The organism is Psychrobacter sp. M9-54-1 (assembly GCF_016613355.1).
Lineage (GTDB): Bacteria > Pseudomonadota > Gammaproteobacteria > Pseudomonadales > Moraxellaceae > Psychrobacter > Psychrobacter faecalis.
This window is the reverse complement of the sequence record NZ_JADGFW010000005.1, coordinates 289,676-313,632: the sequence shown is the minus strand read 5'-3', so window position 1 is coordinate 313,632 and position 23,957 is coordinate 289,676. Positions and strand designations below refer to the sequence as shown.

17 protein-coding genes are annotated in these 23,957 nt (G+C 43.3%); 12 read left to right on the top strand and 5 right to left on the bottom strand.

Translation table 11 applies throughout. The features are described from left to right. Nucleotides 1-26: 26 nt before the first annotated feature. Nucleotides 27-2,444 (bottom strand): tellurite resistance TerB family protein, encoded by a 2,418-nt coding sequence (locus IQ457_RS03445; RefSeq protein WP_200662083.1) that lies wholly within the window; start codon nt 2,442-2,444, stop codon nt 27-29. Nucleotides 2,445-2,481: 37 nt separating this feature from the next. Further along, entirely contained in the window at nt 2,482-3,351 is an 870-nt protein-coding gene (locus IQ457_RS03440) for an exonuclease domain-containing protein (protein WP_207161681.1), read from the bottom strand. A gap of 332 nt (nt 3,352-3,683) precedes the next feature. Here IQ457_RS03440 and IQ457_RS03435 point away from each other — a divergent pair, with 332 nt between their 5' ends. Next, nucleotides 3,684-3,989: a helix-turn-helix domain-containing protein gene (locus IQ457_RS03435; protein WP_192520902.1), complete on the top strand. Its 306-nt coding sequence runs from the start codon at nt 3,684-3,686 to the stop codon at nt 3,987-3,989. 4 nt (nt 3,990-3,993) lie between these two features. Then, on the top strand, nt 3,994-5,250 hold the full coding sequence (locus tag IQ457_RS03430) for a type II toxin-antitoxin system HipA family toxin (RefSeq protein WP_200662081.1): 1,257 nt from the start codon (nt 3,994-3,996) through the stop codon (nt 5,248-5,250). Nucleotides 5,251-5,507: 257 nt separating this feature from the next. Here IQ457_RS03430 and cadR read toward each other — a convergent pair whose 3' ends face one another. Further along, a complete protein-coding gene (gene cadR / locus IQ457_RS03425; RefSeq protein ID WP_207161680.1) occupies nt 5,508-5,918 on the bottom strand; it encodes a Cd(II)/Pb(II)-responsive transcriptional regulator in 411 nt (136 codons plus the stop codon). A gap of 196 nt (nt 5,919-6,114) precedes the next feature. On the opposite strand from cadR, the gene IQ457_RS03420 reads away from it, so the two are divergent. After that, nucleotides 6,115-8,277 carry a heavy metal translocating P-type ATPase gene (locus IQ457_RS03420; RefSeq protein ID WP_200662080.1) on the top strand — a complete coding sequence of 721 codons (2,163 nt, stop codon included), beginning with the start codon at nt 6,115-6,117 and terminating at the stop codon, nt 8,275-8,277. Nucleotides 8,278-8,362: 85 nt separating this feature from the next. Here the strand turns inward: IQ457_RS03420 and IQ457_RS03415 are convergent, their stop codons facing one another. Continuing rightward, nucleotides 8,363-8,548: a hypothetical protein gene (locus IQ457_RS03415; protein WP_200662109.1), complete on the bottom strand. Its 186-nt coding sequence runs from the start codon at nt 8,546-8,548 to the stop codon at nt 8,363-8,365. A gap of 54 nt (nt 8,549-8,602) precedes the next feature. Here IQ457_RS03415 and IQ457_RS03410 point away from each other — a divergent pair, with 54 nt between their 5' ends. The 8 genes from IQ457_RS03410 (at nt 8,603) to IQ457_RS03375 (ending at nt 19,530) form a co-directional block, all read left to right on the top strand. Next, nucleotides 8,603-8,878, top strand: coding sequence for a transposase (locus IQ457_RS03410; protein ID WP_200662107.1), 276 nt, complete (start codon nt 8,603-8,605; stop codon nt 8,876-8,878). Nucleotides 8,879-8,973: 95 nt separating this feature from the next. Next, nucleotides 8,974-9,852 carry an IS3 family transposase gene (locus IQ457_RS03405; protein WP_200662106.1) on the top strand — a complete coding sequence of 293 codons (879 nt, stop codon included), beginning with the start codon at nt 8,974-8,976 and terminating at the stop codon, nt 9,850-9,852. Nucleotides 9,853-10,313: 461 nt separating this feature from the next. Next, a complete protein-coding gene (locus IQ457_RS03400; RefSeq protein ID WP_200662079.1) occupies nt 10,314-11,483 on the top strand; it encodes a siderophore-interacting protein in 1,170 nt (389 codons plus the stop codon). Between the two features lie 89 nt (nt 11,484-11,572). Further along, complete coding sequence (locus IQ457_RS03395) at nt 11,573-12,337, top strand: ABC transporter ATP-binding protein (RefSeq protein ID WP_200662078.1); 765 nt, start codon at nt 11,573-11,575, stop codon at nt 12,335-12,337. Beyond that, complete coding sequence (locus tag IQ457_RS03390; protein WP_200662077.1) at nt 12,334-13,299, top strand: ABC transporter substrate-binding protein; 966 nt, start codon at nt 12,334-12,336, stop codon at nt 13,297-13,299. The genes IQ457_RS03395 and IQ457_RS03390 overlap by 4 nt, the downstream gene beginning before the upstream one ends. Next, a complete protein-coding gene (fhuB, locus tag IQ457_RS03385; protein WP_200662076.1) occupies nt 13,296-15,269 on the top strand; it encodes a Fe(3+)-hydroxamate ABC transporter permease FhuB in 1,974 nt (657 codons plus the stop codon). Before IQ457_RS03390 ends, fhuB begins: the two co-directional genes overlap by 4 nt. Before the next feature lie 146 nt (nt 15,270-15,415). Next, nucleotides 15,416-17,704 (top strand): TonB-dependent receptor, encoded by a 2,289-nt coding sequence (locus IQ457_RS03380; protein ID WP_200662075.1) that lies wholly within the window; start codon nt 15,416-15,418, stop codon nt 17,702-17,704. Between the two features lie 137 nt (nt 17,705-17,841). Continuing rightward, complete coding sequence (locus tag IQ457_RS03375; protein WP_200662074.1) at nt 17,842-19,530, top strand: multidrug ABC transporter permease/ATP-binding protein; 1,689 nt, start codon at nt 17,842-17,844, stop codon at nt 19,528-19,530. Nucleotides 19,531-19,625: 95 nt separating this feature from the next. Here IQ457_RS03375 and IQ457_RS03370 read toward each other — a convergent pair whose 3' ends face one another. Next, on the bottom strand, nt 19,626-21,119 hold the full coding sequence (locus tag IQ457_RS03370) for a PepSY-associated TM helix domain-containing protein (protein WP_200662073.1): 1,494 nt from the start codon (nt 21,117-21,119) through the stop codon (nt 19,626-19,628). Between the two features lie 432 nt (nt 21,120-21,551). Here IQ457_RS03370 and IQ457_RS03365 point away from each other — a divergent pair, with 432 nt between their 5' ends. Next, complete coding sequence (locus IQ457_RS03365; RefSeq protein WP_200662072.1) at nt 21,552-23,759, top strand: TonB-dependent siderophore receptor; 2,208 nt, start codon at nt 21,552-21,554, stop codon at nt 23,757-23,759. Nucleotides 23,760-23,957: the final 198 nt, after the last annotated feature.

Genomic DNA, 23,957 nt, shown 5'->3' with positions numbered 1-23,957 from the left:
ATTGTCAGAATTATCGTGACTGTCTGTCAGACCAGTGTTTTTAATTCATCGACGATTTCAAAATCAATTACAAGGTTATCATCATCGTCTAACACAGGCGCATCAACATTATCAAAAGCCCAGTCATTAATAGTCTCAATAGCCCCATTAATCATAAGGTTTAGTGACTCACACAAGACTTCAGCCTCTTCACGCTGCCAAACCTCTTTGCTAATAAGCTGCTGATAAAGCTGACTGTGCGTGGTATCTAACCCTTTTACTAAAGTATTATGAGCGGTGTCGTCATCTACAGGCACATCTGACAATACACCACTGTCTTCATCTGCGTCATCTGCTATGTCCTCATCTGCAAATATGCTTGCCAGCATGGCTTTGGCATCCCCAGTATCGCTCTCATAAGCAGCTAATAATTCTTTATCAAAAACAAACGGCTGATGTGAGCTGTCTTTAACAGCTGTACTTATAGCGTCACCCATAATATCTGCTTTTTGATTCAGCGCAGTTGTGGTTTTTGATAAATTTCTATTACTGGTGATGTGATGAATGTCACTAATAACGGCTTGCTTATCAAGACCTAACGCCTGATATAGCTTTTCAATTTGCTTAACTTGGTTTGGTTTTACCTGACCATCTGCTAAGGCAACGCTAATAATAAAATGGCTGATAAAGCTGACGTGATCCTCACTTAAAGCGCTAAGTTTTGATTTTAATCCTGCCATATTGGATGGCGTGTTTAATCGCCATAGTAGGTATGCCTTTAATGATGACTTCTCAATGCTTGACAGTGACTGGTCCTGTTCAGTAATTGTCAATAGCGTATCTACTTCTTGCTTATCAACATGACCATCTATAGTGGCAACCATTGCTCCTAATCTGAGCGCTAAGCTGATTTGATAAAAAGCGGCGCTTGGCTCAAAGTCATGACCGTGACCGCCGCGAAATATAACGACATACCCATCCGACTTTAGCTTAGCCTGATAATAACGCGGATCAGGTACGACACCAAAGCCTACCCGCTCGGCTAAATTAATAATACGCTCATGATGTTTTTTGGTTAATGACCGAGGCAACGCATGGGATGATGCAGGCGCGTTGGATGACCGCTCATGAATACAACGCCACAATGCATCAACTGTCGTCAGTCCTTCATTGTTTAAAACAATAGACTCCGCCCATAGTTTAAAGTCTTTTATGGCAGGATATTTATTTTGATAATCTGGTCGCTCAGTCAATACCTCTGGCAATAGCAATATGGCATCGATGTCCATTTTGTCGTTATTATCACGACCCAAATAGCGACTATAAGCATCTAACGCCTCGTTGCATTGCTCAGCAATAGCCGTCAATTTTTTAACCGGTGCTTTTAAAACACTGGCATCTTGCAAGTCATCAAGCGTTAGATCAACATAACCAATGGCACGACTGGCAGCATTATAGTTTAATTTTAATTTGGTTTTATTAGGGGCAACCATAAAACCTTTGGGATAGGCTTTTTGATATAAAACATCAAACAAGTCTTTGAACTCTGATGCGCAGCGCCTTGCAGGCGTTTTAAAATGATACTCATTAGAAAAAACCAGCCACTCCCACGCCAATGTCGTAGGAACAGGCTGTTTTAAAGTTACGATTTTTGCCAATTGCATTTTAAAGATGAGATTATGGCTGTTGGCAGGTGGCGGTGACACTTGGTTGGCTTGTAATCGTTCTTCGAATAGTGGTGAGCGCACCAGCGTCATAAACTCTAAAAGACGGGCGGAATAATTATAAAAAGAGGACTGCTCGCCATAAATCGTATGCAAACGATACACTTCATTATAGAGGCTAATGAACTCATCGTCAGAGACATTATCTTCACTGATACTTTCAATCACGCGGCGCTCAAGCCCGTTGAAGTAAATAAACACGTAACCGATGGGTATATTAGGATGGGTACGATCTGACGCCAACCAGTCTAAATAAATGCCGCGGCATGCGGGTGAAAGCTGCACGTAAGATGGCCAGTATCCAAGCGACTCATCACTATAAATGGTGGTCATGCTATGTATGAATTTCGGCGGACTGACTGATAAGCGCTCATCTATTAATGAGGGCTCAATACCATAGCCGACCAATGTATCAAGCTGCGCACCCACATAAATAAATCCCCGTTCAATTGTGCGACCATGAATCGTTATGGACTCGTACTGAGTGACCCAGCGTCCTTTTTTGAGGTTTTGATTTGAGGGTATAATTTGGTCATTTTGACGGCTTGTTAAGTCGTCTGATGAGAGGACAAACGTCGCTAGGTTATCGATATCATCTGAGTCACTGTTATCGTATTGGCTCGTACGACTTGACTGTTTTATATCAGGCGGCAAATCGATAAAAGTGGACTTTGTATCATTGTCCTTGGCATCGTATTTCTCTTTAAACCGTGCCATGACGTTATCAATGAAGTTTTTCATTATCTATGAAGCCCATTATAAAAAACAAAGAATCAAACTATAGTTTTAGTATTTTAAGAAACTCATGCTCTGTAATAATACTGATATCACTACCTTCTGCTATCAACGCCTCAGACTTGCGCTGTTTACTGCTTTTATCATGTCCATTTAGTACGGCTAAGTCGGGCGTTCCCACAACCAAGTAATCAAGCTTTTTGGACACACCTGCCTTAACATGGAATCCTTGCTTTGCAGCAATCTCAGTAATTTCGGCCCGCTTTATGGACAGCTCACCTGTAAAACAAATATTTAGTCCAAAAAACCGCCCCTCTTTATTGCCTGCTATCGCTCGATTTTGAGGGAATCGCGGCGGCGTATGTTTGTTTTTTGATTGAGATGAGGCGTCTTGTAACCACTCTGTAATGCAGGCGCTATTTTCTCTAAGAATCGTAGTTGTCACAAAACCGCATGCCTTAGCATCTTCTAAGGCGTCATGATGGTTAAAATCATATCGCCACTCGCGGCACACATTGGCAAGGTTATATACTGAATCCTTAAAGCGCTGACAAGTATCACGTACCATGCGTGAGGCGTCTACCCATTGCCAAGAAGGTAGCGGTAAATTATGATCATCTAAGCATTTGGTTATCGCTCTTTGATCAAAATCGGTGTAACTGACCACCATATTGTTCCCAACAAACTGAATGATATTGCCATAAATATCAAACATAGACGGCGCGTCTTTAACTTGCATGGTATCGATACCGTGAATGCCTGTATTTACTCGACTAAAGCTAGACGCTGGTCTGATAAGATGACAGTAAGTATCTACCAGCTTACCCTTGATATATTTCGCCATTCCTATTTGGCAAATAGAGCCGACATCTGAGTTAGCAGTTTCCACATCAATAGTCACGAAATTCATCATCTATCCTTGCACAAATGGTATGTAATATATCTGAATCGCTAATAACAGTAAACTAAAATTGACATCCCAACCTATCTGACTGATAAATATGAATAGAGCTCTATTGAAACTCTGACGATAGCCTTGCGACATCTTCTTGCTTCACAAGCGCTATACTTTAAAGGGTTAAAACTATATTTTAATATTTTCCGCATGATTCATGACACTAAAGATGAGTGCTAGAGCAATATAATTTGCTGTCAACTTATTACTTATATACACCATCATTCATATTTGAGTCTTTAAATGCTATAATAGCACTTAAACATCCAATTATGAGCGATTAACATAATATGCGATTTGATTTTTATACGCCAAGTGAGATAGCTGTCATTTTGGGTGAGCGCCTAAAAACGCAGCGATTGGTACTCAATCTAACCCAAGCTACTCTAGCAGAAAAAGCAGGTGTTGGTGTCAGTACAGTGGCTCGCATTGAGTCGGGACAAGGTGGCACGCTAGATAATGTAATCCGGCTTGCCATTGCACTTGGTATGATTAATCATTTTGCCGAATTGTTTGACATCAAACCTAGCAGTATTGAAGACATTATCGCTAAACAAAACCCACGCCTGCGAGCATCAAATAAAGCTAGCGAGTAACGCTATGTACCAACCAATATCTGTTATTAATGTCTATTATAAAGGCTTTGGATCCAAACGTCTTATCGGTCAGCTCACAATGGACGGACGCCGCCCTGTATTTGGCTATGATGCGGCGTGGATTGCTGATGGTTTAGAGATATCGCCTATCGAGATGCCACTACGCAGTGCGCTTTATTATGGCAGTCATGCGTCCAGTCATTATCTTTGCGGTCTGTTGTCAGATAGCTTGCCTGATGGTTGGGGCATGCTGCTGATGGATAGGTTTTTTCGGAAGGTTATGGACAAACCTATACAGCAAATTAATGTTTTAGATCGCTTGGCTTATATTGGCGATTCAGCCATGGGCGCCCTGAGCTTTGAACCTGAGCATGATTTATCTGATGCTATTGATATGCCGGAGCTGACTTTAGCGAAGCTTGCGGCTGCCAATCAAACCATTCTATCGGGTCAAGACAGTGACATATTGGCTGAGCTTATCGTTATTGGCGGCTCCCCTCAGGGCGCTAGACCAAAAGCGTTGGTTTTATATGATGAGGCAAGTGATTTTATCACTACTGATTTAACCCGCGCAAACCCACCGGCAACACCTTGGCTTATCAAGTTCCCTGCTCAGTCTGAGCACAAAAGCGTCTGTCTATTAGAAGCGCTTTACGCTGATATGGCAAAACAAGCAGGTCTTAACATGCCAGCGCATCACTATTTTGATATTAATAACGACTATGCCGCGTTTGGGGTTGAACGTTTTGACCGAATAGGCGATCAGCGCGTGCATACTCATACGCTGGCAGGCTTATTAGACATTGATTTTCGCATCCCATCGCTAGATTATCTGCAGTATTTGCGCTGTGTGCGTATGTTAACTGGGTCACAAGCCGCGGTAGAAGACGGTTTTAGACATGCGGTATTTAATGTGATTTTTAATAATAAAGACGACCATAGCAAAAACTTCTCTTTTATGATGGACAAAGCTGGCAGGTGGTCATTAGCGCCCGTTTATGATCTTGCTTATAACTCAGGAATGAATGGTTATCATCAAATGGATGTGATAGGTGAAGCGAAGCACCCTACTCGATCTGACTTACTGAAACTGGCTAAAGCAGCTGATATTAAGAAAAATAAAGCTCAAGCAATGATTGATCAAGTAGCATCAGTCGCTGAAGCGTTTTTAACTATCATTGACAACTATGATATTGAAAAAGAGTTATCAAATAAGGTCGCTTGTGATATAAAAGATAACATTGAGCGGATGGCAAGTTGATGGCGTTATATAAGTTGTTAAATTTGTTGTTAAAATTAATAAAACAAATCCTATAGACCTTATATTTTAAGGATTAAGGTGTATTAGTCGATGCGCTGTGGGCGCACCAATCTTAGTATACTAATCACTGTATTTAGACATCACCTCGCATTACCTCAAACCCTTTAGCTCGAACCCTTTATTTTAAAGAATTAAGAGCTCATAAATCTGAGCGCACGAACGCTATTGAACAACATCAGTTTCCACCACTGATATCTCTATTCATGACATGAATTATCAGCAAGCGCGTTTAAGATGCCACATGACACCGCTGGTGCACTACTGGCACATTTTTGCCGCAAAAACGTGAGATGTTGCTTTAACTGCATCAACTCTTTTATACGAACTTCCACCGCCTCAATATGCTCGTCCAACAACGCATCCACATCGCCGCAGTCTTTATCAGGTTCATTCCAATACTGCAGCAGCACCCTTACTTCATCTAACGCCATATCAAGCGCGCGACAGTGCAAAATAAATTGTAGATGCTCAATGTGTTCTTCATTATATAAACGATAATTGCCTGCACTGCGAGAAGGCTCGGGCAACAAACCCTCCTTTTCATAGTAACGAATGGTTTCCACTGTCGCTCCTGTGCGTTTGGCGAGCTCTCCGATTTTAATCAACATAATTGCCTCTTTAAAATTAAACATTAAACATTAAACATTAAAGTAACTATAAGGTTAAATATAGAGGAAATCAAATTTATCCAGTTGCATGTAAATGCCCTTGACTCTGAAGCCACTACAGGGTTCATAATAAGTTTATTGAAAGAATTCTCACAGCAAGACAAGTTATCAGGACAACGCATTAGGAAAAATAGTTATGCAATATCATATTGAAGGTATGGACTGTGCCAGCTGCGTCGGCAAAATCGAAACGGCGCTTTCCCGTATGCCTGACGTCTCTGACATACAGCTTAACTTCACCACCGAAAAGTTAACGCTAACACTAGCGCCTAATGGGTCTACGCAGTTTAGTGATGTCGAGAAAACCATCAAACGTCTTGGTTTTGGTATATCTGCTATGACAAATCAATCAACGGCATCAAATAGCAGCCGTCAATCAGTTATAGCGCAGCAGCGCTGGTGGCAAAGCCGTAAAGGCAAGCAAGTGGTTGGTGTTGGTATTTTGATGGGTGTTGCCTATGCGCTGTCGTTACTTTTTCCCGATTATGGTATGTGGGCATTTGCTGTTGCAGTCATTGTGGGTGTTTTCCCCTTTGCTCGCAAAGCTTTAGCCTTGGCGATGACTGGCACACCTTTTTCGATTGAGATGCTGATGTCGGTTGCGGCAATCGGTGCGCTTATCATTGGTGAGCCTGAAGAGGCAGCAGCAGTGGTTTTTTTATTCTCGGTCGGTGAGTTATTAGAGAGCGTGGCTGCTGATCGCGCGCGTGCTGGCATTAGAGCATTGGCGTCACTGGTTCCAAAAACTGCCATTTTATTAGATGCACAAGGTGGGCAGCGTGATGTTCCTGCAGACTCGTTGCAAATAGATGACTTAGTACTGGTGCGCCCTGGCGATAAGGTATCTGCCGATGGTGTTATTACTCAAGGCGCATCCAGCCTTGATGATTCGCCGGTCACCGGAGAGTCTATCCCTGTTGCCAAAACGATAGGCGACAAAGTGTTCGCAGGGTCGATCAATATGGAGGGCGCGATACAAGTCCGCGTAGAAAAAACAGCCGCCGATAATACTATTGCGCGTATTATTGATTTGGTGGAACAAGCACAAGCCTCCAAAGCACCCACTGCCCGCTTTATCGAAAAATTCAGTCGCTACTATACCCCAGCAGTAATGGCGATTGCCGCTTTAGTTATCATCATCCCACCGTTAGCGATGGGAGGAGAATGGGCAACTTGGCTATATCGCGGGCTAGCACTATTACTCATTGCCTGTCCTTGCGCACTCGTACTCTCAACACCAGCCGCTATCGCATCGGGTTTGGCTGTCGGCGCGCGTCGCGGTTTGCTTATCAAAGGCGGTAGCGCTCTTGAAATCATTGGTCGCGTCAATACCGTTGCTTTTGACAAGACTGGTACGTTAACTGAAGGCAAACCTCGCGTTACCGACGTTGTCGCCTTTACCCAACAGCATACGGATTCTCAAGGTGAAGATGCGATATTAGCGCTGTTTGCCAGTATCGAGTCCGCCTCTAGTCATCCGCTTGCAAAAGCCATCATTGATCACGCCAAAGCCGCTAACATTGCCATACCAGTCGCTTCCAAGGCTTATGCTACTGCTGGTAAAGCTGTGCATGCAACGGTAGCCGGGCGCTCCTTAGTCATCGGTTCTCCTGTTTATGCCGCTAATGAAACTTCAATAACCCCTAAACAAAATACCCAAATTGAAGCGCTACAAAATGAAGGGAAAACGGTTTCGGTACTGTTCGATGAGCAAAGCCATGAGGTGATAGGCTTGGTAGCGTTACGAGATGAGTTGCGAGAAGATGCGCAACAAGGTGTGGCACAACTTAAAGCGCTGGGCGTGCGCTCTGTTATGCTGACAGGCGACAACCGTCTAACTGCGCAGGCGCTTGCCAATCATTTAGATGTCGAATGGCAAGCAGAGCTGTTGCCCGAAGATAAACTGCGTCTGCTAAACGAGATGAAGGATAATCATAAAATAGCAATGATAGGCGATGGTATCAATGACGCGCCAGCGCTAGCGACTGCCGATGTCGGTATTGCGATGGGCGGTGGTACGGATGTCGCTATTGAAACGGCTGACGTAGCCTTGTTGAAAAGTCGCGTGACCGATGTCGCTCATTTGATTGCCCTGTCGCGCGCAACACTCTCTAATATTCATCAAAACGTGATTTTTGCGCTGGGATTGAAAGCTATATTCTTAATCACTACAGTACTCGGTATCACTGGTTTATGGATCGCGGTGTTGGCTGACACCGGCGCAACGGTGCTGGTCACGCTTAATGCTTTGCGATTATTACGCTTTAAAGGTGCTCCGTCACTTGATGAAAGGGAATAATTGCCAGGTTTTTAAACAATCACTCGCACCTTTTCTCAATGCAGCCATCATTAGTATTTAGAGGCACTACTAAGTATTAATTTATTTAGTAATCTACAGTGTAGCTCAAGCCGTAAGTTGTACCCGAGGCAGGCAGACGATTCAAGTCGCCATAGGTCGTTTGATGATAGATCGTTAGATAATCCTTATTGAGTAAGTTATAAACCCCGTAGTCTACTCGCCCTACTGGCATTTTGACTTGTTCCAAAACGTCTAGTGTCTGTAGTAGCATAATAAACTTGGACAGCGCATAAGAGGTTTATACTAACCTAAAGAGGAAAATAGTATAACCACCAAACGCAATCAATATACCCGAGAATTTAAACTTAAAGCCATCAGCTTAGTTGTTGACCACAAACGTAAAATACCTGACGTGGCCAATTCTTTAGGAATAGGTAAATCCACTCTACAGAAATGGCTGAGTCAGTACCGTCAAGAAATGACTGGCCAAGCACCTAAAGTCGGCAACGCCTTAACGGATGATCAGCGCGAGCTTCAAGAGCTGCGTAAGCAGGTTAAGCGGCTGACTATGGAGCGCGACATTCTAAATGAGGAGGGATAAAGCGAAGCACCGCTTCGCCCCGACGCAAGACGAGAGCTATGCTCGAGTGAGGCTTCCGCTCTGCTAGCCTTGGACAGCCTGAACGGCTATCGCTAATCAGTCAGCTTGCAGAGCAAGACAAACAGGTCAGTAAAAGCCTTCTGTGCAAACTGTTTGGCGTGATAAAAAGCAGTTACTACTATGGCATGCAGCCCAAGCCCATCAGTCTTGAAACCGTCAAGCACAAGGCATTAATTCGTCAAATATTTAACGACTCAAAGCACTCAGCAGGCGCTCGCAGCATTGCCGCCATAATAATGAATGAACACAACATCAAGCTATCACGATATATGGTAGGTAAACTTATGGCGCAGATGAGGCTTAAAAGCTGTCAATTGAAGACGCACAAATACAAGCACGCTGACGAGGCGCATAAAACGCATGACAATATCCTAGCTCGCAACTTTAGCCCAACAGCGCCCAATCAAGTCTGGACGGGGGATGTGACTTACATTCGTATCAAGGGTGGCTGGTGCTACCTAGCCGTTGTTTTAGATTTATATGCTCGGCGTATTGTTGGCTTTGCGGTGTCAGATTCGCCTGACAGTATGCTGACAACCAAAGCGCTGCAGATGGCATATCAGACGCGCTTACAGCCAATTGGAGTGCTGTTTCACTCCGATCAGGGAACCCATTACACCAGTAAGACATTCGCTGAATCCGTTGCCAGTTGTGAGGGCATGACGCAAAGTATGAGCCGTCGCGGAAACTGTTGGGATAATGCCCCAACCGAACGATTCTTTAGAAGCTTTAAAACAGAATGGATGCCCAAGGGCGGCTATGAAGATATTACTGAAGCTAAAAGCGCCATTATTGATTATATCTGGGGCTACTATCAAATCGTGAGACCGCACAGTTTTAATGATTATTTAACACCGCTAGAAAAAGAGAAGCGCTACTTTAATAAAAACCTCTTATCAGGTGTCCTAAATTAGTTGACCACTACATTCTTACTTTCTTGGTCATAGTAAACTCCTGTTAATACGCTTAGTTTACCAAGTTTATCTCTACGGTTTCTTCATCATAGCTCAGCTTATAAAGTGTTGAAATGCAATGGCTTAATAACTGATGAGTAGGATGAGGAATCCTTCTACTTTTTAGCATAAACTTTATCCATTACAAATAAAATCACAACTTCCTATTTATAAATACATTGACAGTCAGCCTTATTAACGTAATAATAATCTAGATGTTAATGATTATCAATAACGCTTAGGTGTTTTTAATTCATATCATCGATTACTAATTCTATCGCCTTGCTTGACTCGCAATACTTATTGATTAAACCTTTGTTATTTTTATCTCTATTCTCCGCTACCTTATATTTTCAGATGCCATTTACTTGACGGTTATATGAATGAACCATTATGTGATTTTTTGGCTTGGATGACCCTTTATGGCTGAAACGCTTACTCGTTACGACATCGATAAAACTCCATTAGCCTTTGCTGATAAAGCCATGTTTATTCATCATCTTAATGAAGAGCATCAAGATGAACTTGCGATGTTTATCAATGCCTTTACCCCTGCTTCAGTCGGCGAGTACGATATAGTATCGATAAAAGAGCTGTATCCCGACGGCCTTTTGCTAGATGTTATGACGATGAATCGGTATCAAAATAACTCTAATACGTTAAAAGATGGCAGTTCTACCGATAACAGCCTCGCTGAAAACCTTTCTAGTGTTAATCATCAATACTTTATCAACTTTTTTGTGCCTATTAGTAACGCTGAGACAATACATGAGCAATATATAGCATTATTGCAGGCATCCGCTACTAAGCTTGGTAAGCGTACGATCAAGCTTCAAGAACAGTACTTTAGCGTGATTGATGGTTATTATGTCAGTCCTAATATGTATCGACTGGTGGTCACAGCACCCGATAATATCCCACTCAATCATCCAGGCTACGCGTATTTATTTGAGTTAAATGCTGATGTTTTATCTACCATAAATGGTGAGTCAGAAAATAACGATAAACCTTTACAGCGCTACTACACCCTACGAAAAGCATGGCGAGATCCAATCCGCTCGTCTGTTCAAGCTTGGATAGATGTTTATATCCATGGCGACACGCCAGGTGGTAATTGGGCACGCTCTCTCGTCTGCGGTATGCCAATAAAAACGGTGCGCGATTATCCTGAGAAAATAGAACACCTCAGTGAGGGACAATGCTTATTAATTTGCGATGAAACCTCTCTACCTACCGTCGCCAATCTATTAGAAAACTGGCAAAATCCGTTGCCGCCCCTTGTCATTGCTATTACCGAAGATCCAGAAGACATCAGTTATTTACACACTCTCAATCTCTGTCAGCACTTAGGTCATGATGAGCGTTTTCTACAAGACAATCTACTTCATATCATTAAAACGCCAACAACCGATCTTTCTGAACAAATCATGAGCTTATTACATGCAAGATTAATAACATTACCTCTTAAGATTGGCAAGGTATGGGGCGCGCTTGAAGCGGCGGACATCAAGTCATTAAGACAACGATTAAAATCCACCCTTGCTTTATCTCGTCAAGATATGGTCATAAAAGTCTATTGGCGCGCTCAATAACTGCTTCAATTCCATAAATAAAATGAAAATCATTTGCATTAACCAGCTATTTTTCTTTAAAATGCCCCATTTACTTTCGACTGCTCACTATGATGCACATCAATAATCTAAGCCTAATTCGTCAAAAAAAAGTTTTGCTTCACCCGACTTCTTTTATCATCGAACCAAATAAACTGTATGCCCTCATTGGGCATAATGGTTCGGGAAAATCTAGCCTTATAAAAGCCATGGCAGGAGAAATGACGCCCACGCAAGGTGGCATTGAAATAGAACGTCAAGATTTGCGTAGCTTTTCCGCTAAAAGACTGGCCACGCATCTTGCCTACTTACCGCAAAATCTACCTGATGCGGGTGCTTTTACAGTCTATGAGCTTGTGATGTTGGGCAGATACCCTCATCAAAAATGGCTGCAAAAGCCGACTGCCAACGATCATCAACAAGTAGAAAAAGCCATCGCCCTCACTCAAGTTGACGCCTTTAGAAACCGCCAAGTATCAACGTTGTCAGGTGGTGAGCGAGCGCGCGTCTGGTTGGCGATGTGCCTTGCCCAGCAAACAAAGTATCTGCTATTGGATGAGCCATTAGCGGCGCTGGATGTGGTCTATCAAATAGAAGTGTTAAAACTGATTCGTCAATTGGTCGACGAGCAAGGCTTAGGTGTTGTCATTATCCTGCACGACCTAAATTTAGCAGCAAGGTTTTGTGATGAATTTATCGCTTTAAAACAAGGCAAGTTGTGCCATATGAGTGATGTAAAACGCACGATGGAAAAGGATGTACTGCGCTCGATATTTGGTGTCGATTTTACCCTACTAACCCATCCTACCACTACTCATAAAGTCGCAGTTATATGAAAGCGCTCACCTTTTCGTTCGGGCTATGTGTGGCATTATGCTCAAGTTTATTGTTAAGCAGTTGCCAGTCGTCTGACGCTACATCACAAGCGCCACAAGCAATGTCGCCTCAAGAAAGTCAAAAAACACCTAAAGTCATGACGCCTGATTGGGGTATTGCGGCGACGCTGACTGCCATGGGATACCCACCAGTTGCTATGGGTGATAAACCTTTCTATAGAGAATGGGTCGGTAAGCCTCTTATACCTGATACGACTCTCGACGTAGGAACACGCTATCAGCCCAACCCTGAAATGTTCTCTCAGTTAGATTTGGATTTGGTCATAGACAACGATTTTTATGCGCACCTGCGTCCTATGTACGGCGATTTGCCTATCCACTCTATTGAATTGACCAGTCCTAACAAAATTGCAAAGTGGGAGGACTTTATAGAACCAACGTTAGAATTGGGCCGATCTATCAACAAACCGCAAGCCGCACAAGATTATCTAGACACCAGTAAGAAACAAATCGCACAAGCGGGACAGACTTTCCACGCGCGTTATCCTCATATTAAAAAATTGGCTGTCGTGCAATTTGCCGATACCAATAATTTGCGTATGTTTTCTTATAACAGCTTGTTTCAACCTGCTTTAGAGACGATGGAACTACAGCTAGTGGCGTTGGCAGATGGCAATCAATGGGGGTTTACGCCCATTATGCTAGGAGATTTAGCGCAGCTTGATGACGATACTTGCCTTGTGGTCGTTGAACCTCTTAGTGACCTTCTCAAACTTGAATTAGAAGACAGCTTAGTGTGGCAGCGCTTGGGTTATTCCTTTGATCAAGCGCATGCATCTAGCAAAAAAGGCCGCTGTATCACCTTACTGCCTGCGACATGGAACAATAGTGGCGTGGCTTCTATGAATGTTTTAGCCGATCGCTTAACGAATGTCACTTTTGTAGGCAGTACCGATTTATGATAAATAAAAATAATTTTTTGTCTGCTAACCGTATTTATATGATGGTCGTTTTCTTAATGCTGCTAGCAGTAGTCAGCAGTTATGCAGTCGTACATCAGCTATGGTCTCTCACTTTTTTAGAATTGTTCACCCCCTCTTTTGACCTATCACTTTCGGACATGAGTATCCAGCTACAAATCCTACCGACTATGTTGGTAGCATTAACCGCTGGCGGTCTTTTAGGATTGGTCAGTGTGTTATTACAACAGCTGGTAAAAAATACACTGGCCTCAGACACGACATTGGCAGTCGGTAGCGGTGCAAACATGGCGCTGCTCATTGTCACGTTATTTCTGCCTAGTTTGGCATTAGGGGGAAGTTTTTGGGTCGCCTTTATTGGCGCGCTTGGTAGTATGGCGATTGTGTTTCTTATAGCTGCGCCTAGTCGCATGAATCCTTTGGTATTAGTGCTTGGTGGACTGGTGACAAATATTTTATTGGGCGCTATTACTGCTTTATTATTGATTTATTATGCTGAAGAAACATTAAACGTTATGGTTTGGGCGGCGGGTAGTCTCACGCAGAATAACTGGCAAGTATCTGTCATATTACTCATCGCTAGTGTGGTCGCCTTTATTAGCTTAATGCCCTTATTAAAGCCATTAGAAATAATGAGCTTAGATGATAGGCAAGCCAAAAGTTTGGGCGTTCCTATCAACCTCATTCGTGGATTGGTGGTGGGATTGGTGGCCCTACTGACCGCCCTTGTCGTCAGTCGCGTGGGCCCTATTGGTTTTATTGGCTTAGGGGCTGCCACACTGGTGAATGTGTTTTCGGTACGGCGTATTGGTTACCGCCTGCTTTTGGGTTATGTGTTTGGGGCGCTGTTGTTATGGATCACCAGTAATGCCACGACGCTATTACAACATTATTTAAGCCTAAATATTCCTGTTGATGCAATGACGGCCATCCTTGGTGCGCCATTGGTAATATGGTTAATTGTGAGCCAAAGTCGTCAACATACCGATGAGATTATTCCAACCTTGATTTCAGAACGCCGTGACACTCATTTAATAGGTTGGGGAATCGCCTTAATACTGTTGATCATAGGCGTACTTATCTTTACGGCGACTTCAAATGGCTGGCAGCTTAGTACGCTAAGACATTTAATTATTGACTTTAGATTGCCTCGCACGTTAAGCGCAGCCGCCACTGGCGTAATGCTAGCCACTGCTGGCGTGCTGCTACAAACCTTGACTCGCAATCCTATGGCTAGCCCTGAAGTACTCGGTATTAGCTCAGGCTCAGCAATAGGCGTGGTATTGGCCTTTGTTTTCCTACCCAGTTTTGGCTATACAGGTATTATATTATCAGGATTGTTGGGCGCTTTTATCGTCCTTAGTTTGATCTTATGGCTTGCCCGTCGAATCAATCCAGCTTATTTATTATTGGTTGGTGTGGCCATTGCCGCATTGATGGGCGGTTTATTAAGTCTGGTAAAAATATCTGGCGATCAACGGTTACAAGCGGTGTTAAGTTGGCTATCAGGTTCTACGTACCTTGCCAGTCCAGAAACGGCATGGATTTTAGTAGGGTTGGCTTTTATACTTTTCCTATTAAGCTTTATGGTGATCAAACCATTAGAAATATTGAGCCTAGGTAGCGGGATTGCCCGTGAGCTTGGGGTATCTTTGAGATTGTATCAAAGCTTGATACTCATTCTTGTAGCATTACTGAGTACGATATCAACGTTGGCAGTGGGTCCGCTCAGTTTTGTGGGTCTGATGATTCCTCACCTTGCCAGCACATTAGGCGCGGTGAAGCTCAAACGTCAAATTCAATTGTCTGCCATCTTAGGCGCAGGCTTAATGGTCATAGCGGACTGGATCGGGCGCTATCTTATATTTCCCTATGAGATACCTGCTGGCACCATCGCTGCTATCATTGGCGGCGCTTATTTTCTATATTTGATGCGGCGTATTAGAGCGTAACCTATATGGTTAATACTTCAATAACGACATGACAACATTATCGCTATTTAGGGCTTTGAAAATTTTTAAAATTAATAACGCGCCACTATTGTAATGAAAATGCTTATCATTATAATAGTGATTTAACTTACATATTGGTAACATTCATGCAACTGTCTCGCCTTTATTCTGCTCTATTTTGCCTCAAGGCAACTAACAGAGCACGTCACCCATTTTCAGTAAAATCACTGTCTATCTTTCATCTTTCTACTTCAGTGGTTTTACTTGCTGCAAGCCAAGCAGCGTGGGCACAAACCGATATAAATAATGACAGTCAATCAGATGTGCCAAGTGCGGTACTTGATACGATTGTAGTGACCAGTAGTGCGGATGCGTCAGCAGATGGATTGCCCGATGCTTACGAAGGTGGTCAAGTGGCGACCGGAAGTCGCGTAGGGATTTTAGGCAATCAAGACATCATGGATACGCCATTTTCTACCACTTCTTATACCAACGAGTATATTGCCAACCAACAAGCCCAAAGTGTGGGTGATCTGCTCAAAAAAGACCCAACCGTCCGCGTGGCCAGAGGTTTTGGTAACTTCCAAGAAGCTTACTTTATGCGCGGTTTCATCACCACATCAGATGATACGATGTTTAATGGCCTATATGGTATTTTGCCCCGACAGTATATCGCCACCGAATTATTTGAGCGTGTTGAAGTCCAACGCGGCGCATCTGCTATGCTAAATGGTGCAGCACCTAGTGGCGGCAATGCTGGTGGTACGATTAACCTATTACCAAAACGTGCTAGTAATGACCCGCTACGTCAATTGACGCTTGGTTATGGTCAAGGTGACCAAGGTAAAATTGCCGTCGACGTGAGTGACCGTTTTGGCACTGAGGATGCATTTGGCGTGCGCTTTAACGCCGCTTATCAAGATGGCGATAGTGCCATCGATAATGAGTCTTCAACATTAGGATTGGCAGCGCTGGGTCTAGATTATACAGGCGAGCAATACCGATTATCAGCAGATTTGGGCTGGCAAGACAACAAACTCAAAGAGACTCGCCCTAGTGTCAATCTTGGCGGTGTTGCTAGCGTTCCAAAAGCGCCAGACGGTTCAAAAAATTGGGCGCAGCCTTGGACGTACTCAGATGAAAAAGATGTCTTTGGTACCATTCGAGGAGAATATGATTTTAATGACAATCTCACCGCTTATGGTGCTTACGGCATACGAAGTGGCGAGGAAGAAAACTCACTAGCCACCTTAACCGTCAACAATGCTGATGGTGCGGGCACGATTTATCGTTTTGATAACTCTAGAGAAGATTTGGTGCAAAGTGCCGAGCTTGGTCTACGTGGTAAATTACAAACCGGTGAAGTGACTCATAACTTGGTGTTGGCCGCAAACCTCTATGATCAAGAAGAAAAAGGCGCATTCGCATATGATTTTGGCAATCAGCTAGCGACCAATTTTTACCGCCCTACCGACTACACGGAAGTCCCTTTTACAAGTACAACTACGTTTGGCAGCAACTTAGACGATCCAAAATTAACCAATGAAAAGCAACTCCAAAGCTTTGCGCTGGCTGACACCATATCGCTGTTCGATGACAAACTGAAAACCACGTTAGGGGTGCGTCATCAGAATATAAAAACGACTAGCTATGATGCCAATACCCAGGCAGAAACTGGTCATTACGATAAAAGTGAGTGGACACCAAGTATCGGTATTGTCTATCAACCGAACATGGACTGGTCGTTCTACGGTAACTACATCGAAAGCTTAGCACCAGGAAAAACGGCCCCTCAAACAAATAATAGTGCCCCTGTCACCAATGCGGGTCAAGCTTTGGACCCTTACGTGAGCGAACAAACTGAAATTGGCGTGAAATATGACAACGGACTTATTGGCAGTAGTTTAGCCGTGTACCGCACTGATGCCGCACGTGACTATATCGATGATTCAAACACCTTTATATCTGCTGGTAAAAACCGTCACCAAGGCGTAGAACTGACCGTATTTGGTAGCCCTAGCGAAAATACGCGCCTAAATGCTGGCGTGAGTTATTTAAGTGCCAAACAAAAAGATACCGGTAATGCGGCGCTAGATGGCAATAAAGTCATCGGTCTGCCTACCTTACAAAGCAATGTCAATCTAGAATATGATGTTGCGGCACTCGAAGGATTAACTTTAACAGGTGACATCATTCATACGGGCCCACGTTATGCTGATAATGCCAACACCTTAAAGGTTGACGGTTATACGACGCTAGATCTTGGTGCTCGCTATAAAACCATGCTAGCCGGACAAGATGTTACCTTAAAAGGCATGGTAACCAATGTCACAGGCGAAGATTATTGGCAGTCAGTCGGTGGCTATGCAGATGCTGGTTATTTAAATGCAGGCGAACCCACTGCGTTAAAAGTTTCAGCGACGTTTGACTTTTAAATTTGAACGCTAAGCCACGCCGCTTAAACTGTCGTTATAAAAACAGTTATGAGATTTAAACAAAAGGGATTAGGCACCACCTACTCCCTTTTATGCTATCTAAAAATATGCAAAATTCATTTTACTATTGAGTCAATATGTCCTCTCGCGCTACAGCTTCTCTATATCATATGATCTGGTCGCATTATCGGCTACCTTTTTTCAAAGTCATCTTACTTAACTTAGTCAATGCCGCTGTTAGTGTGGGTATTATTGCTTATATTAATCATACTTTTATCAGTCAGCCTGTTTTTAATACCTTATCATGGCAGAGCTTAGGCTATTTTTCAGCGTTAGTGGTTCTGCTATTGGTCACGACTTTTTTATCACAATATGCCCTAACCCGCTTGGGTCATAGATTTGTGTATGAGCTCAGAACCAAGCTGGTCAAACAAATCATCGATACTAACGTTCCGCAGATTGACAAGTTAGGAAACGCCCAACTACTCGCCAGCTTGTCTACCGATATCCAATCGATTACCGTCGCCTTTGTCCGTATGCCAGAGTTGGTTCAGGGGATTATTTTATCTAGCGGGGTTGCCTTATATTTGGGTTGGTTGTCATTGCCATTATTGCTGATCATCATGGTTTGGATTGTAATGACGATTTGGATAAGCACCATTTTGGTGAAGCACGTTTATAAGCATTTAACAGAATTAAGGGAGATTAATGATCTTTTGTATCAAGATTATCAATCTATTATCGAAGGGCGAAAAGAGCTTGCACTTAATCAGCACCGCGCGCAAAAGCTGTATACCAATGAGTTTTTGAGTCACGCCCAGTCCTATAAAGAGCGTGTTATTAAAGCGGATACCTTTCACTTATCAGCAGTGAATTGGTCGAACATTATGATGTTTGCAGCGATTGGCGTCGTCTTTGCGGTCTCAAACTATCTTAATATACCCATGAGCGTTGCCACCACTTTTTCTTTAACCATTCTATTTATGCAATCGCCGCTGCTACAAGCCGTTGGCGCTTATCCCACTTTACAAACGGCGCAAGTCGCGTTAGATAAAATACAGACGTTGGCGCTTGCTGATTATCAGCCAGCGTTTTTAACCAATATGGCAGCAAATGACTGGCAGACCATCTCACTGAACAATGTGAGCTATCGCTATCAAGGTATATCTGAAAATGAGACGCTTACTGATGACATTTTAAAAAATGTCAATCTCACCTTGAGGCGCGGCGAAGTGGTATTTTTGATAGGCTCTAATGGCAGCGGTAAATCTACCCTTGCAAAAATCATTACTGGTGTTTTTACGCCTACGACAGGTGCTGTGAAAGTAGATAAACAGATGATTGATTCGGATAACAATGCTGATTATCGGCAGCTATTTTCTGCCATTTTTAGCGATCAACATCTTTTTAAACAACTGATTGGCAGTCAAGACAGTGACCCTGATATGTCTTTAGTGACTGAGTGGCTGCATAAATTAAACCTGCAAGATAAAGTGACGGTAACTGACCATCGATTGTCTACCGACAAGCTGTCACAAGGACAACGCAAACGCTTGGCCATGCTGCTCGCTGTCGCCGAACAAAAGGACTTTCTGCTGCTCGATGAATGGGCCGCTGACCAAGACCCTGCTTTTCGCCGAGTATTTTATCAAGCGCTGATTCCTGAATTAAGAGCCATAGGCAAAACGCTGTTTATTATCAGTCATGACGACGGTTATTTTGAGCATGCTGACCGCTTGCTGATGATGAAAGGAGGAAAACTGACTGAGTTAAATGCAGAAGAACGCCAGCGCGCCAGTGCGGACGCCATCGCTATGCTAGAGTAATTGATGATAAATCATATCACTAAAATATCTGATACCAAAGCATAACCATGGTCAAGAAACACGTATATCAAGCAGGAGAAATTTAAGGGTGTTGTTTATTTCAATAGCTTTTGTACAAAGTGCGCCCGAGAAATTACCAAAAAATCCAACAACGCAATAGCCATAATTACAATGATTGCTGCTGGGAATATAATAGCCACAACAAGCAATGGAATGGCAAATGGCCACCATATGGAAAAATCTTGTCCACGTGCTGGTGGATTTAGTCCAGTGATTTCGTTGGTATTACGAGGACGACGTTGCCACCACATGACATAACCACTCACACAAATAGCAATCACAGATAAGCAAAACAGCACATTGGCTAAGACGCTCCATAATCCCAGCGTTCCCATATGAATAGCCGCACCCGCTGCCATAAATTTGCCTAAAGCATTGTAATCCTCAAAGCGGATATCAGCCAATATGTTGCCCGAATAGCGGTCGATATGTACCGTACGGTCAGCCGTTGGACTTTTCATATCGTAGCTCATAGAATCTTGGCTAATCGTCCATACGCCTGTCGCGCCTTGTGGTAGATTCAGCTGATAACGTCCTGCAAAGCCAATCTCACGCGCAAACCTATCTACCGTATCAATCATGATAGGAATATTAGGCGCGATACCGTTCTCACCTTTGGTTGTCCCTGACAGCGGCATTGGCGTCAGTTCTAGCACCCAAGGTACCTCTTTGGTACTGCCCGTATTTAATACACGACCATGGGTTGCTGCAGGCGTTGGTGTTGCTCCATGAACGTGCAGCGTGGCATCAGCGTTATTCATATCCGCATGATGCTGACTATGGTCAATCGAAAGTGGCATAGGCGCCACACCCCATTTTCCAGCGGGAAATTGACTCCATGCCTGCACGATTCGCTCACCCCAAATACCTGCCCAAGCCATACCTGAAATGCAAAAAAATAACAAGACAATGGATACCCAAGCGCCTAAGGTTGCGTGAATAGTACGAAAAAATGATCGCTTTTTCTTTAGGGTAGTATCGTTAGGAATCAACATCGCTTTGACAGATTTGCGTTTTTGCCACCACAAGTACCAACCCGTTAAAATCATCAAAATAGTTAATGAAGCGGTGGCTTCTTGAATAAAGTCACCCACCTTCCCTAACAACAAATCGCTATGAATACTATCAAAGGTATTGTACAAGCCCGTATTAATGGGCGTAATTTTAACAATATCAGCGGTGTACGGATTCACCGCCACCATATTGTCATGCCCATCTGATATCACTTGAAACAAGGCCACCGTCTCGTTATCACGAGGTGCGATATATTTAATCAGCGTGCTATTTGGTAAGGTTTTGAGGGCGTTTTTTGCCTGGTTGGCAATTGGGGCTTGAACCATAGACTGTGAAGGGGTAACCGTTAGACGGTCATTATCTCGGCCTGTTGTATTGGACATAAACAGCATGCCAAGTCCTGTACCCGCTAAAATAATCAAAAAAGGGGCAATAAACATACCTGCATAAAAATGCCATCTCCATACTGTAAAATAGCGTTGATTGTTAGGGGATTGACGTGTGTCTCTACTCATAAATATGACCTTTACCCATCTTTGGCTGCTCAATTAACGTCTATCAACGCATTGACAATAGTAATATAAAATAGCTGATTGTCAGATTCGACCCAAAATACTTTTAAGCCAATAACGTGATTTTAAAGATGGCAGCATCATACAAGAAAACTCATTAAAACATCGCGAATTATGGGAAATAATTGGCCTTATATGAGATTGTTTTTAACTTTTTATAATTTTTACAATTTTTATCAGTAATGATTTTGCCCCATTCATGCTTTATCTGTCCTTTATAAGCGCCGCCAATGACCGCCTTTAAGGCTTTTATAACAATCCTATTGTAATTTATTAATGATAATAATAATCATTAGTGTTATAATTATTTTCGTATTTAGCATCCACATCTTTTAACTCAAAACCCTCAACTACTTCTATCTGAAAGGAAATACGATGCCGTCTCTTTCACGTTCCGAATCTGCCCAAAAAAAACAATTAAGAATGGCAGTCAAGATTGGCTTATTAATGAGTATTAGCCATGCTGCATACGCTGAAGAAACGGCAAATAGTATTGAAAATGACCAAAATAAAAAAGAGAATATTGCTACGGTTAGTTCGACACCAGCGACGACCTTAGATACCATCACGATTTACGCTGACAGCTACCGTAGTACGGGTACTAAAACTGCATTAGACCCTAGTGATGCCCCAATGAGTTATACGAGAATCAATCAAGAACTATTACAAAAACGCCAACCAGACAGTGTCAACGCGGCCTTGCGTTATGAGCCCGGCGTGAGTACCGAGAGTCGCGGTACGGTATCTATTTTTGATGAATACAACATTCGCGGTTTTAAGACTTATTCCAATTTTTATGATGGATTGCGCCTCCCCTATGACGGCGCTTGGAACCTGATGCCGCAAGTAGACATTTATGCGACTGAAGCGGTAGAAGTGTTAAAAGGCCCAGCATCCTCTCTTTATGGCTACGCGGCTCCAGGTGGCATGGTCAATCAGGTCGCCAAAACGCCAAAAAGCACCCAAGAGTCTGAAGTACAGTTGCGCCTTGGCAATCAGAATCTCAAAGAAATGGCAGTCGATACGACCGGCCCTATCTCAGATACGCTCAATTATCGCTTGGTGGCATTAAAACGTAAAAAAGAGGGTCAGATGCAGACCACAGAAGAAGAGCGCACTTTAATTAATCCGTCACTTGAATGGCGACCGACAGAAGATGTCTCCGTTCTTGCCAATCTTTTTTATCAAGACGACCCAGAGATGGTGCCTTCCACCCCGCTGCCGGCTGCTGGGACAGTCTACAAGGCCAGCTATGGCAAGCTAGATAGTAATGCCTACGCAGGTGATGAGTGGAATCATTTTAGCAAAGAAGTACTAATGCCAAGTGTGACCGTCAACTGGGCTATCAATGACAAATTAACCTTTAAGCATATCCTACGCTATACCGATGCCGAAGCGCAGCAGCGCAATATGTACAATCAAGAAGGGTTTATCACGGGTAGCGACAAGATTTTAAATCGTGTGGCCTATACCACTGATGAAAAGATGAACAACTGGACCACAGACAATCAGCTGGCTTATCAGTTAGATACCGCCAATATCTCGCACAATTTATTATTCGGTGTGGAATATCAAGAAACAGACAGTAGCGCCACTTATTATGATGCTGGCGCAGATGGCACCCCAAACCTTGATTTGTCCAACCCCGATTTTTCACAAATCAATGCTGGCACACTACCATTAGATATTTATCGACAGAAACAAGACATCGAACAAAGCCAGCTGGGATTTTATGTACAAGATGAGATGCAGTGGCAAGATTTGACAGTGGTGGCAGGATTACGTCATGACAATTTTGACAGCACTACCGAGCAAACCGAAGCCTCTAAAGGTGCTGTTTATAGTAACAAAACGATTGACAATGACGCTTCAAAAACCAGTGGTCGCCTTGCTGCCATATATGACTTCGATAATGGCCTATCTCCTTATGCCAGCTACTCACAGTCGTTTCAGCCCGTTGTCGGTAGCAACTTCATTACCAATAAGGCATTTGAGCCAACCACCGCTGACCAGTTAGAAGTTGGTATCAAATATCTGTCCCCAGATCGCGCCACACAAGGAACGTTGGCGTTGTTTGATATCACCCAAAAAAACGTGGTGGTGGCAGATGAGATCAGTTATAGAAGTCAAACCCAAACGGGTGAAATTACCTCTAAAGGTTTCGAGGTTTCAGGCAGCCACATGCTAAGTGATTGGGTAGATATTGCTGCAAGCTACAGCTATACCGATGCTGAGATTACCAAAGATGAATTCAATCCTGACGTGGTAGGTAACACCCCAGCACAAACCGCTAAGCACAAAGCGACACTGTGGGCAGACTATTACGCCACAGATAAGCTTACCCTCAATGCAGGGGTTCGCTATGAAGACGGCATGCAACTTGATAAGCAAAATTCCGATGAGCTGCCAAGTGTGACATTGGTAGATATTGGTGGCAGCTATCAAGTCAATCCGATGCTCACTGTTGGCGCTAGTATCAACAACCTGTTTGATAAAACCTATGTCGGTACTTGTTACGATAGCAATAATTGTTGGATGGGACCTGAACGTCAAATATCAGTCAGTCTAAAGGCCAGCTTTTAAGCAATGTAGGACCTTGCATCAACCTAAAGGGCCTGCCTCAATATGGGCACGTAACGCCCAAGTGGGTGAGCAAATATTGGTAGGCGGCCTAGGGCCAAAGAAGCTGATTAGTAATGATTTGAGGGCTATTGGTTCTGATGCTTTCATTACTTCACTCGTAGGCTAGATTGTCATTTTCTAGACGTCGATTACTTTATC